The sequence below is a fragment of the Shewanella hanedai genome (assembly GCF_007197645.1).
Classification (GTDB): domain Bacteria; phylum Pseudomonadota; class Gammaproteobacteria; order Enterobacterales; family Shewanellaceae; genus Shewanella; species Shewanella hanedai.
The window spans coordinates 117,594-130,987 of sequence record NZ_VKGK01000006.1 but is presented as its reverse complement, the minus strand read 5'-3'; the positions used below and the strand labels follow the sequence as shown (position 1 = coordinate 130,987).

Below are 13,394 nucleotides of genomic sequence, written 5' to 3'. Positions count from 1 at the left end.
TATTAATTCTTGGTAAAAATGTTAACAGCATGCTCTAGAACTGGGAGGAAAACATAGGCAGTCCATAAATTATTATTTCATTCATTGTTCTTTTAAAAACAAATTAATGAACATTGGTACGCAGCTGTCTAGCTGGGTGCTCTTTATTGTGATAAAGTTTCATTCTTCTTGTGTGAAATGATTCTTTTAAGATATTACAAATACAGGCTTTAAATCTTATGTACAAAAGCTAAATCTTTAAAGTCAAATTCCTAATTACAGGATAATAACCGTAATGGTTCCTGAACTAGAGCCCTAGTGCATTGTTCAAGCAGTCACACAAAAAAAGCATCAGATATGGATAATATGATGTTAATCATTGTCAAATGTATGAGTTATGTAACTTAAATGTTTGGCGGGTTATTCATTTTTTGTAAATACGATCAGAACACTTAATAAGGAATGTATATGTCAGATGTCTTGGTCTCTAACCACTTAGTACAGATGCAAAAGTGGTTAAATGATTTTTCTCGAAATAGAGAACACCCTTTAGTAACTCCTCTATGGAGATTTAAAGTAACTGATGAAGAGTTTATTTCACTAAAAAAGTTAATCACTAACTTGTTCATTGCTAGAAACCCTAAGCATGTTATCAACAAGTCGAGTGCATTCGATAAAATTTTTACACTATATGTTTCTACTTGGCTACAGCGAAATTACGATGGCGGAAAATCAAAGTGGCAACCGGTTTGCGATAGTGTAGGGCTGAGAGATTACAGACCATACTACAGCGCAATTAGAAATTCAGTTGAGAGGGGCCTGAAACTTTGGAAGATCTCTGTTCATAGCACAGCAAGTGGTGATAGCTTTATTAGTACCTTGTATTGCCAAGGCGGTTTTCCTAACTTTGCTTTATTAGGTGAGCAAAAAGGTAAAGTTCCTGAGTACCTTAATACTGTTATTGATCATTATCGCCAATTTCACTTAACAACTTCAATTGATGAAATAGCAAATGAAGCATTGGGTAATTTACCTATTACACTGCAACAAAATGCGTTTGCGGAATTAGCTGTAAGTTTGATAAACCATTTAATGTTACTAAGGGATCAATTTGATTTGTTCTCTGCATCGGAGCCAGTGTTAAAGCTCGATTTGGAAAAGCCTACTTGGCGTGATGATTTGCCTTTTTTACTCTGCGATCAAGGTACTCAAGAGCTAATCAGTCGATTATTATCAAGTACTGCCAAGTTAATAAAGCGCGAACAAAACCCTGTAAGAGTGTTGCGCACGTTAGAGCCAGCTATTGAATCTTGGCAACTAGTTGCAGAAACATATATTAATAAGACCATTCATCCTGAAGATTTAAATCGTTGTTTAGACGAATCATCATTGCCAGTTTATTTTGATTTATATAGCCATGTTGATAGTGGTGGACGATATCGTTCAGCAGCGTTTAATTTAAAAGGTAACAGTACAAAACGTTGGCAAGTTGTTACCAACAAAAATAGGTTTTTCAATCTAGATGCTGCAGGTGACATTTCTTATTCTTTATGGAGTGATGAAAATGAACTTGGCAATGCCACGTATTACCAAGGAGAAGCATTAAACAATGACCTACCTTGGATTTTCCAATCATCAAATGATAAATATCGTTACTTAGCACAAGGTAACGCAACCATTGCTGCCGATGAAGCCATAATCGCTTTTTCTGGCGAAGTGATTGCTGCCAATGTAACGTCAAGCGTTGAAGAGGTTGGAAGCTTAGGTATTGACGGAATAAAGTTATATAGAGTTCGAGGTGAAGTTTTAGCTAAAACACTACAAGGTAGCTTTAAAATAGCAACAGCGTGCGAAGAATCTAAACCGCTTAACTGTCGCATGGAAGGGAATAAGGTTATTGAAGCTATTTCTTCTAAACATGTCTTTAGAGGTTTGCCTAATATTATTGCCAAAGAGCATGATTTAGACGAGTTTTCAGTCTGCAAATCACAACTATTTTGGCAAGCAAAAAATAGTGACTTAATGGTTTGTTTAGACTCAGTGCTTACTGCGGGTAAAGAACAAATTCAAGGGCATGGCAGTTTATCTTGGATTATTGATGAACAGCTAAAATGGCAAAGTAAATTGGCGATTTTGCCTACTGAAAGTCAGTTTAATGTTATACCTTTTGAACAAGGTGAGACTGAACTTAAATTACTTGGCTTTGAGAGAGATATAGATATTTCACTCATTGAAAAGCAAAAAAAGTGGTTACGGGAAGTTGATAAGTACGATGATATGTATTTGTGTGAAATTCAATTACCAAGAAGGTTAACGGATGTGATGAACCCTGTTTTGAGTTGGGGGCTTGATAATGAAGTAACCTTAGAGTTAGCAACTCAGCAAGCTGGTGTTTGCTTAGTAACGCCAGAAGGTCGACCTTTTATCCATTCAAGAAATAAATTAACCGTAAATGATTTATATACCCATAAATTAAGGATTGCAAAACCCGAAGCGCAAAGTGAAACATATTTAAGTATTTCGGCGGTTTTATTTCATGATAAACAACAAGTCGCCAATTTAAGTGAATCGGTCATTTTGCCAAAAGAAGCCTTGGTGACAATAGACTGTAAAACTTTACTCACTATGTCACGTCTATTACTTTCTCAGTCAGATGATTTAAGAGCAGAAGTTAAGTTTCGTTTCTTCTTAGGCAAAGATATCATGGAATCTGTAGTGCCAAGTGTTGAAGTATTTAAGCACGCTACGCCAAATTTTTGGGCAGACAATGAACTTAAGGGGATCAAGGTAACTAAATCTCGCTCCCACCCTAATCGCAGTAATATTAAAATGTTTGCTAAACCGATGTGGGACTTAGCACGTGAGGCTGTAGAATTACCGACTGTGGAAAATGAATATAATGACATGATTTTTGCTATTCCTGATACTGAAGAGCAAGGTCCTTGGTTTTTATATTCGGATAAACAAAACTTAATACAGCCTAGGGCCGTTATCATCGGAGATTCATCAGTAGTTTATGAATGTTCAGACATCAAAACTGTAGAAAATGCTATCCGTTATTTACCTCGTGGTGATGAGCAAGGTTTTGACTTTTCATACATGGACCAATTAATAATAGATTTATCAAATGATTATTTGAATCCAGAGTGGTTTAAATTACAAGGATTAGTCGATGCACTTAATTATGCTGCTGCAGATACTTTCCATCTATTTAGAAGGTTAATCAAAAAACCACAAGCAATGGTAGACCTTCTTGCTAAACAGGATGATTTAGCTGACTTTGATTTAGTTTGGTCAATTGCTCAAGATATGCCTTTTGAATGGTTTTCCGTACCTGCCGCTATGTGGTTCAAAAGCTTTAATCATAAATTAGATAGTTTAAAAACTAAATTAGAGCCGGTAGCACAGATTCTACCTGAACAAGATTATGCCGCTTTACTTAAATCTACCTTTGAAAGTGATGTCGAAAACTTACGCACTAAAGGTGATTATTTCGCCACTTTACTTGATATATTTATTGCCAAAAATTTAAACGTTAAAGCACAGTGGATGATACTCAATGCTTGGGGCGAAAATTCGATAATGGGGCGTTATGTTAACTCACGAAAAGATTTGTTTGAGCGACAGGATGGTAAATTATTGTTAAAAATTCAGAATAGAGCTAAGGATGAAAACTTAAAAAGTTATATTAATGAGTATTTGGCCGATGAGGTAGTACCAACAAATTTATCAGGGATGTTAGCAAGCCATCTACCCGAAGCTGTTAAGAACAGGCAGATTTTTTCAATTGATTTACCAATTAAAATGGCATTATATAATTTTGATTGTTTAAATTTAGAACAAGTGTTAAGTACAGTTTCATACGATATGGATGAAATTAATAATAATATTAATTTCACTTATGCGCGATTGCAGTCTTGGGATAGACAGTGGCTAAATCAAGCGATGGCAAATGCCACTCAAATAGCATACTTAACAAAAGAAGAAGGGATTCAGTCTTAATGAAAAAGTCTAACAGCATCAATTTCTCAGCATTATACCGAGATTTATCATCAGTCTCATCTCAAGCTGTAATAAACCGTTTGAGATTAAAGAATCCGTCTTTGCGAGGTTTTCTACAACAAGAGTTTTCACCTTCATATGGGCAAGGAAATGATTTTTTAGCACCTCCTGTTTTTGAAGCAACGTTTGGATGGTTACCCTCTGAAAAAACTAATGATTTAGCAGGATTAGTTGAGCAAGGCGTTTTAACACAAAGCTTAGCGAATAACCTAGCTCACCCTCCAATGCCAAAGCCGGAAGACAAAGAGCAGCGAGAAAAGTATTTAGTTAAGGGGATTGATGAGGCGCGTTGGTGTAATGATATACAGGAAGATTACACTTGGCCTATAGACCGCCCCCCGTATCAGCATCAGTTAGAAGCATGGCAGCATTTAACTGAAGATAAAGTTAAGTCAGTTGTTGTAACGAGTGGTACCGGATCTGGTAAAACTGAATGTTTTTTGGTTCCATTATTGAATGATTTAGCACAACAAGCTGATAAAGCTAAAGAGCCGCTGATTGGTGTTCAAGCACTGTTTTTATACCCGCTAAATGCATTGATTAACTCTCAACGAGAGCGTTTAAGCGCTTGGACACGAGGCTTTAACGGGAAAGTGAAGTTTAGTTTGTACAATGGAGAAACTGAAAAGTCAGATAGTGCAACAGCAATGGCTGAAAAGGCAAAATATCAGCCTGAATGTTTACATTACCGAAAGCAAATATGGAAAACACCACCACCCATTTTAGTGACAAATGCCACTATGTTGGAATATATGTTGGTGAGACAAGAAGATCAGCCTTTATTAGACAAGTCCCAAGGTAAGCTAAAATGGATTGTACTTGATGAGGCTCATTCTTATGTTGGCTCTCAAGCTGCTGAAATATCATTATTACTTCGCCGGGTAATGCACGCATTTGGCGTTGAGCCAAAAAATGTTCGTTTTATAGCAACATCAGCGACAATAGGTGATTCAAATAAACAAGCTGAAACTAATATAAAATTACAGAAGTTTTTAGCGGACTTAGCTGGTGTAGATACAACTCAAGTTGCTGTTGTAAACGGCTCTCGTCTCATTCCACCATTACCAGATAGCAAGGAGTCACAAATATTTGATTTAAATCTTGCTGGAAAAATGGATTCTAAAGCACTATTCGACTACTTTATTCAATTTCCAACACTGCGTGCCTTAAGAATGACGTTAACCAAAAAACCTTTGAATTTAGAAGAAGTTGCCCAAGTTGTTTGGCCTGAAAAACCAGACTTGACGATAAAAGATCAAGAACAAGCATTAAAGCTTATTGATCTAGCAACTACAGCATATTTAGATGGGGATGAGGACAATCAACAAGCATTTTTACCTGTAAGAGCTCATGTTTTTCACCGAGCTCAAAAAGGCTTGTGGGCGTGTATAGACCCCGAATGTTGTTATAAAAAAGATACCCAACTAGAAAATGGTTGGGAATTTGGTATAGTTTATCACCAAGAAAAAACAATCTGTGATGAGAAGTGTGGCGCACCTGTTTTTGAATTAACCCATTGCTCGGATTGTAATACACCCACATTAGCAGCGATGAAAACTACAGGTGACAAAGGTATAAAGTTTATCGTTAATCGTAATGTCGACTTATTAGATGATTACGCTGATGAGGTTGATAATGACGTAGAAGATGATGACACACCAATAGAAACTGATATAGAAGCTTACATCCAATTATTTAGTGAAAAAACATCTAAAGAAAATAACCATAATGAGTATGGCTGTACCCCTGCTTTTATAGAGAAAAAGAAAAATAGGTTGCATCTTGATCAAGTAGAAAATACCTTAAAAGTCTATTACATACAAAATGATAGACAGGATGGCACTCGTTGTGCGTGTTGTAATAAAGTAGAAAATGTACCAGGAACATCTTTTAGGCGAGCAATGCTAGGCTCTCCATTTCTAATGGGTTCTATCGTTCCTGCAATGTTACGTCATATCCCCAGCGATAACCCTTATGATATGAAAGGCAAGAGGCTAATTACATTTACTGATAGTCGGCAGGGAACAGCCAGATTCTCCGCAAAATTACAACTTGATTCAGAGCGAAACTTTGTTCGTGGTTTTGTCTATAGAAGTGTACTTGAGCAAGCTGATAAAATGGATATCCCAGCAAGTGTTAAAACGAATTTAAACACAATAAACATACTTAAAGAAGGTGGTGAGGAGTTAAATAAATTTGCTATTCAATCAATTCAAGATCTAGTTGATAAAGAGTTAGCTAGTTTGATACCTAAAAAAATCACATGGACTGGTTTATGTGATCTTTTAGCTAAAACTTATAATGTTCAATTATTATCGGGTCAAGTATTAGAAGGTTTAAGCGAGCATGCTTATGAACGCGAAGCTGAAAAGTTACCGAGTGAATATAAACATAGAAATCTAGTTTTATCTGATCCAATCAAACTAGCAGAGCTATTTTTATTCAGAGAGTTTTCTCGCCGACCAAAAATGCAAAATAGTATGGAGTCTATGGGCCTTATAGCATTAAGCTACCCAAAAATTAAAGCGCTTACTATTGATGATTTACCGGCTGATTGGAACGAACTAGGCTTTTCATTACAGGACTGGCAAGATTATTTAAAAATAAGCATAGATTTTTTTATTAGAGAAAACACCTACATTGAAATAAATGACTCTTATAGCCAATGGATGGGGGCAAAGATAATGCCACGGTTAGTCCAGTCGGCGAGTTATAAGCTAGATACTGATGAAGAGAAAAAAGCGATAAGGAAATGGCCAACCGTTAATAAAGGCAGCCAGGGCAGGTTAGTTCGTTTACTTGAGGTTTCCTCAAAGCGTTTAGCAAAAGAGAATAGCGCCCTATATACAACTATTTTATCAGCAGCTTGGGACACATTGACTAAAAAGTTAAACTTATTAATTCCTTTTGAAAAAGAAGCAAAAGTAACAGGCGAAAAATTGACTGGTTATAAGTTTGTGTTTACAGATAATGTTGAGTTTTCATTAATTGAAGATGCTTGGTTATGCCCAATTACACATCGTTGGTTAGATACAAGTTTCAAAGGGTTAAGTCCATATTTACCTAATAATGCCACAGCAGAAGAGGGCATTTGTACGCCTGTTAAGTTGACTGTTCCACCAAGTGAATTATATCAAGATGAGACCAAGTTAAGTTTAGTTGATTGGCTTGAGCAAAGTGAACAAGTTAATACCTTGCGTAAGGAAGGAACATGGACGGACATTAACGATACTGTTGTAAAAGGCACACCGTTAATAAGAGCAAGTGAACATTCAGCACAACAGGATTCTAGTAAGTTACAGGCATTTGAGAAAGCATTTAAAAAAGATTATTTAAACGTATTGAGTTGTTCAACAACAATGGAAATGGGGGTTGATATCGGCTCTCTTAGCATGGTTGCAATGAATAATGTACCACCAGGCCCAGCCAATTACTTACAGCGTGCGGGTCGTGCGGGGCGTCGTAAAGAAGCTACTTCGATGGCTTTAACATTTTGTAAAGCTACTCCTCATGGTGAACGTGTATTTGAAAATCCTAGATGGCCATTCGAAACGCCAATTAGTGTACCAAAAGTTTCATTAGATAGTTTCTCCATTGTCCAAAGGCATATTAATGCATTTCTATTAGCTAACTACCTAAAAAATATAAATAAGTTAGGTGGTAAGGGGGTATTAAAAATGCAAGCAGCAGCATTTTTTAAACCTGAAGAGGATATAGCAAGATCTGATCGATATATAAAGTGGTGTAAAACAGAAGCTGAATCACTACCTACCATAGTCTTAGGTATAAACTCACTGAAATATAAAAGTGCATATGCAGAATATTCAAATATAGTTTTAATAGAAAACACGGTTGAGGCCATGGAATTCTCGGCTAAACATTGGCTTGATGAATATGATGCCTTGTCACAACAATTAGACATCACGAGTAATGATAGAGATGGTGCTAAAGGTAAGCTAGAAAAGCAATTGCAACGATTAGAGAAAAACTATTTATTATCGGAACTCGCCGCTACATCTTACTTACCAGGCTATGGTTTTCCTACAGGGGTTGTATCGCTTATAACTAATAACAGATATGAAAAACGTGAAAATGTTATAAATGGAAAAAAACCAAAAGATAAGAGAAAGTCCTATCCAAGCAGAAGCTTAGATGTTGCTTTACGTGAATATGCTCCAGGGTCCGAGATTGTTGTTGATGGAGCAGTATATAAATCACAAGGTCTTCAATTAAATTGGAAAATGCCTTTTGGAGAGAATGACATAAAGGAAGATCAACTACTATCTTACTTTTGGGAATGTGATATCTGTGCAAACATTGGTTATGCAAAGCATACGTTAGACAGAAAGACTCAAACCTGTACCGATTGTAATTCACAAAAACTATCTTGGAGTGAGTATATAGTCCCAACGGGTTTTGTCGTTGATTACAACACACCTTTACATAATAACTATAGCCAACCCAATGTGTCGCGATACAAGGAGGGTAAGATAGCTATCATGGATAGTGATTGGCAGTATTTATCTAATCCAAAGTTAGGTAGGTTCAAAGCTTCAGCCAATGGAAGTTTGTTTCATTACAATGATGGAGAGGGAGCAGGTTACGCACTATGTTGGTGTTGTGGTAAGGCAGAAGCATTACATACGGAAAAATGCGGTAACCATAATAAAATTAAGGTTAAAGGGGTTGCAAGTATTGCCAAGAGGCACCGTAGGATTCAGGGTACCAAAATAAAAGATTCACTATTTTGTGAGAGTGAGCATCAAGCTTGGAGTATCAAACAATCACAAGTAAGTGGTACTGACAACATTGTAAGTACTCCATTTATTCTAGGCTACCCTCAAAGTACAGGGATATTTGAATTACAGTTAAAAGACCCTAGAGATGGCACGTGGTTAACCGATAAAAAACTCGTTTATACGTTTGGTGCCGCCTTACGACAGCTTTTGTGTGAGGCGAAAGGTATAACAACTTCAGAGGTTGGAGTTACGGTTAAAGAGCGAGTGAGCGAAACAGGTTTACCCTTAACAAGCTTGTTTTTATATGATCAAGCATCTCAAGGAGCTGGGTTTTCAACTTCAGTACCTGAGTTATTTGAAGTTTTGATTCAAAAGTTAAAAGCATACCTTGAAAGTTGCTCTCAAAATTGTAATTCGGCTTGCCATGCGTGTTTACTGGATTACGATACGCAACATCATATGAAAGAGTTAGATAGGTTAAATCTTCTATCATTTTTAGAACAATCAAATTTTGTAGAGAAGTCCTCTTTACCTAAAGATTTAGAGTTTTTTGGATTGGGTTCTAAAGCATCAATGCTTCCTGCTAAAGAATTGTTATTAGATAAAATGAATGATGTTTCAGGAGTTGATTTTTATTTGACTTTATCTGATTGGAATTTAGCCGACTGGTCTCTTGTTAAGATAATAAATGAACTAGCTAATGATAATAAGCGACCTCGTGTAATTATGAGTGAGGACGTTGCTAAGTCGATAGACCCTGATTTAGCATGGGATATTCAACGTAAATTCACTGATAAAGTAAAATGGTTGGTAGCAGGTGAAGAACTTATTGTTGATGGCAAGGCTACTCCTGTTATGACAATGCATATTGCAGATAAAGCTATTCATTGTGCTACCTTGTCTAAAGAAAGCACTGCAGCAAATGAAAAGTGGGCACAAATTGATGATGTCTTAGTTATTTCCCCTGAATGCAAAGAACCAATGTTTAATTTGGGAACGTTTGATGTTGAGGCAATAGCAAAAGAATCAAGTATTACTAAAGGTAGTGCTGTGTTTATTGATGATATAGGTAAAAAGTTAGATGTAAATATTTCTAGTTTTGGTACTAAATTGCTATCACTAATTGAAGAATATGCCGAAGATGTTTCTACATCACTTAAAAATAATATTGAGACAGTGACCTATCATGATAAATATCTTGTTAGCCCAATTTCTATTCATTTAATTACTCGCTTTATTGCAGAGTTAAATTGTCGTTTTGGCCGTTTTCCAACAACCTTAGAAACTTCGTATCCCCAGCAGGATAACAGAGGGAGGACGCCTAACTGTATAGCAGATAACTTTCTAGATAATGGTACACAACCAGCTTTTATTGAAAATATAGGTCATAAGCTAGGTATTGAAATTTATTGTGACCTAGATGAAGCAGTTAACATGAATCATGGTCGTTTTTTGATTATTACTTTAAAAAATGGTGAGGAGATAAAAGTTACCTTTGATCAAGGGATGGGCTATTGGGGTAAGCGGTTCTATTACTCTAGAGAGAGGTTCAGCTTCTACAATGATGAAAACTCCCAAGTGGAAGAGCACCTATCTAATAACTTTACTGTCAGAAGTGCAGAGCATGATAGCTACATTGTGGTTAGCATGTGATTCATTTGCTTTCAATAGTATTTGGATTGTTACAGCTGTAGTCAAACGTAACAATGTTTGGCTGCAACATTTCCCCGTTCACTCTAGTTGTTTGACAAGCTTTAATGTCTCGATCCCCGAAGCCCTTTTACCTGGGGTTCTTCGTCCTGTCACTTCATTGGTATTCATTAGCTGAATAAACTGATTCATCTCGGGCCCATAACTTATATGTAGCGGGCGCGACTTACCGTAATAGTAGATACGATCAAACATTAAGTTCTCGGTAATCCAAACAACAACCTCATCCATACGATCTGACATCGCGTTGACATAGAAATCTACTGCAGCACCCAAGCGAGTGCATATCAATTTACCTTTGCTATTGAGCTCATGGCAAGCGTGTTGATCAAGACTCGGGGCGATATGAGGATTAGTATTCTTGCTAATAGTTTTTGCTAACTCAGACGAGCAGAAACCATAAGTGAGAGTGATAGGCCCAAAGTGATCGACTATTGGATCGAGCAGTTGAACAGCAAGCTGTTCGAGAGCTTCCCAAGATTCGTCTTGAATAGGGAGGTTGGTGATTTTATGCCGTGCAAGGCTTGCACTACATTCGATTAAATCTTGATAGCTGAAATATTTACTGAACTGAGTCGTATGATTAGGCCCCATATATTGAGGCCTGATTGTGAATTGAACTATCAACTAAAAAGAAAATTATCATCTATTTAGTATCATTTTTTCTCTTGTTGTATTCAAGATAATTATGCATTTATCAATCACATTTTTTGTCTGTGTCATATCGAGAAAACCGGTGCTATGTTGTTGACTGTGTGCGGTTGGTTAATTGGCTGGATATTACTGACTAAATTTGGACCTAGCATCGCTCTGGTTGAATTCAATCTTTCACCACTATGGCATAACGGGACCTTGGCACTGCTTTCGATCTTGATACTCATATTTATACCCAAACCACTTCAAGATGCAGGATTCAGCATGCTCGTTGGTATAGTCTTAGGTAGACGGATTACACTAAGATAAAGCCAACCACTACAGAGAACACGGAGGGCCACGGAGAAAAGCAAAATACCAAAATAAGAACTTCTGTTCACTGCTTACTCGCTACTCGTAACTGACAACCAAAGTTCAATAACAATGGATCCCGGAACATGCCCGGGATGACGGCAATGGGAATTATCCGTTTGTAGCGGCTCTGGCTCTTAACCTAGAACTTAGCAGCAAAGCGTCCTAGTAGGTACGAAGTACCGACCTCGCAGGGCGAAGCCCGTCCTTCTTAGCCCTATACCTATTGGCATTAAATATCAAGGCGGTGGTGTTTGCCAATGATTGTTTGAAAATCCGTAAAGAATCCAGCCTCTTTGGCGAAGTGGTTCCACCTTGAAACGGAGTCGATGACTTGTTCTATCACCAGAGTGGCTTCTTTGGGGAATAACTTGCCGATGATCATCAGATCATTGATGTCAAAGTGATCACGCTTGCCATTAAGCGTTAACTGGCTCTGACTGACCCAATAGGAGTCTGGTCTGTAGGAATAAGCGATGTCAAAAGCGGGCGCGATGCTCCAATCATTGTCGTGGTTGAGCATAAAGCCGAAGTTTTTGGTGTGATCATCGTTATTGCGACTGACGATGTTAAACACCATTCGTCTGAACATCTGCACAGCCTGAGACCGAGGAAGACCCAACTGTCGCATCAGCGAAAAAAGCTGTTCGTAGCTATAGCCGCCCGGTATTTTGTAATCTGCATGCGCCATTGCACAGAGGGATTGATAGTGAAACTTGTTATTATGATCACGGTCAAATCGTTTGGTCATGAAATGAGCGCGATCCCCGTCATGCAATAATTCACAGGGCTGCATCTCAATGCCGGCATCGATTGCCATCAAGTAATAAGCGAATTCCATTCTCCCATATCCTTTGGGATCGCCGAATGTTTCTTTACTCGACTGGGACTCACTCACACCATCAAATTTTACCAACCAATGCTCAAAACCTTGGGGCAGGGCTACTTGGCCACTCCTGATCTCGGTTCTGTTTTGGTTGATGCCGATAACGGCTTTAGCGCGAGCTCCGCCCGCTGAAGTACCGACTTGCATCATTTCAGTTAATGCGGCTTCCTTGTCTTGATCGAAAGCAAGTTCAATACCTGCTCGTTGATCCAGTACCGTTTGCGCCATCTCCATTAATGATTGGATCGCTAACGGTGTTGAAGATTTACTCTTGTCGGTACCATAACTTGGGGCGTATTCTAAGGCCCCCATGCCTCGATTACCTGTGTAGAGTAGACGATCCAACGCCGAAAAGTTTTCTTTGGTACGACCTTGTCGCGCCAACCAAGCATCAATCACAGCGTTACCAAAATCATCAGGTAAGGTATCAGCAAATGCTCCAGGAAGTCCTTTGAAAGTCTCGGTGTTAAGCCGCGCAAAGGAATAAATCTTATCGCTTAGGGGTAAGTGAATAGGGGATATTTCGATGCCCTTATTGAGCCAAGCATCAGCGTATTGAAAAGAGCATATGTCTTTATCGATAGAGAGTGCGCCAACAAGTTCATCAGCAATGTTGACTCGCGCAACGGTAGGACTCTTGTTTACCATTGATCTTCTTCCTTAATAGGACTGTGTCGACTCATGTCAGCAGTGGAACTGCGGTTTGATGTTGAGGCCCTTTTACGCTTTTTGCCCTGTTGCTTAAGTAACGCCATCGGGCTATATGTTTTTTCTGGGATGAACTCATCAACAAGTTGCAGTTGTTTTAAGGCCCGAAGTACGGCGATCACCGATTGGAATTTGCCATTGCCATTGATCAGATTCCTATAGGTTTTGCGGGTGATCCCAACTTCTTCTGCGAGTTGCTCTTGGCTAATGTTCGCCTCAAGACGCATCTGTTCAATGCGGGCGCCAAGCTCTTGGGCGATGCCTTCGTCGGTCATCGCATAAATATTGTTAATGGGCATAAAAGT

5 protein-coding genes are annotated in these 13,394 nt (G+C 38.2%); 2 read left to right on the top strand and 3 right to left on the bottom strand.

Annotated features, from left to right (window positions below; translation table 11 throughout):
- Positions 1-447 precede the first annotated feature (447 nt).
- The gene (locus FN961_RS07135) at positions 448-3,981 is read left to right on the top strand and encodes an STY4851/ECs_5259 family protein (protein WP_143563860.1); all 3,534 of its coding nucleotides are present in this window, start codon (positions 448-450) and stop codon (positions 3,979-3,981) included.
- Positions 3,981-10,433, top strand: a complete 6,453-nt coding sequence (locus FN961_RS07130; protein WP_143563859.1) for a DEAD/DEAH box helicase — start codon at positions 3,981-3,983, stop codon at positions 10,431-10,433. Before FN961_RS07135 ends, FN961_RS07130 begins: the two co-directional genes overlap by 1 nt.
- A 78-nt stretch (positions 10,434-10,511) precedes the next feature.
- Here FN961_RS07130 and FN961_RS07125 read toward each other — a convergent pair whose 3' ends face one another.
- The 3 genes from FN961_RS07125 to FN961_RS07115 all read right to left on the bottom strand — a co-directional run bounded on the left by FN961_RS07125 (position 10,512) and on the right by FN961_RS07115 (position 13,388).
- A complete protein-coding gene (locus tag FN961_RS07125; RefSeq protein WP_143563858.1) occupies positions 10,512-11,084 on the bottom strand; it encodes a hypothetical protein in 573 nt (190 codons plus the stop codon).
- Positions 11,085-11,727: 643 nt separating this feature from the next.
- On the bottom strand, positions 11,728-13,029 hold the full coding sequence (locus FN961_RS07120) for a type II toxin-antitoxin system HipA family toxin (RefSeq protein ID WP_143563857.1): 1,302 nt from the start codon (positions 13,027-13,029) through the stop codon (positions 11,728-11,730).
- Positions 13,023-13,388: a helix-turn-helix transcriptional regulator gene (locus tag FN961_RS07115; RefSeq protein ID WP_221936106.1), complete on the bottom strand. Its 366-nt coding sequence runs from the start codon at positions 13,386-13,388 to the stop codon at positions 13,023-13,025. Before FN961_RS07115 ends, FN961_RS07120 begins: the two co-directional genes overlap by 7 nt.
- Positions 13,389-13,394 lie beyond the last annotated feature (6 nt).

Bases quoted from the DNA above. Each gene is read 5' to 3' on its own strand.
- FN961_RS07115 (WP_221936106.1), bottom strand. From the start codon at position 13,388: ATGCCCATTAACAATATTTATGCGATGACCGACGAAGGCATCGCCCAA.
- FN961_RS07130 (WP_143563859.1), top strand. From the start codon at position 3,981: ATGAAAAAGTCTAACAGCATCAATTTCTCAGCATTATACCGAGATTTA.
- FN961_RS07135 (WP_143563860.1), top strand. From the start codon at position 448: ATGTCAGATGTCTTGGTCTCTAACCACTTAGTACAGATGCAAAAGTGG.
- FN961_RS07125 (WP_143563858.1), bottom strand. From the start codon at position 11,084: ATGGGGCCTAATCATACGACTCAGTTCAGTAAATATTTCAGCTATCAA.
- FN961_RS07120 (WP_143563857.1), bottom strand. From the start codon at position 13,029: ATGGTAAACAAGAGTCCTACCGTTGCGCGAGTCAACATTGCTGATGAA.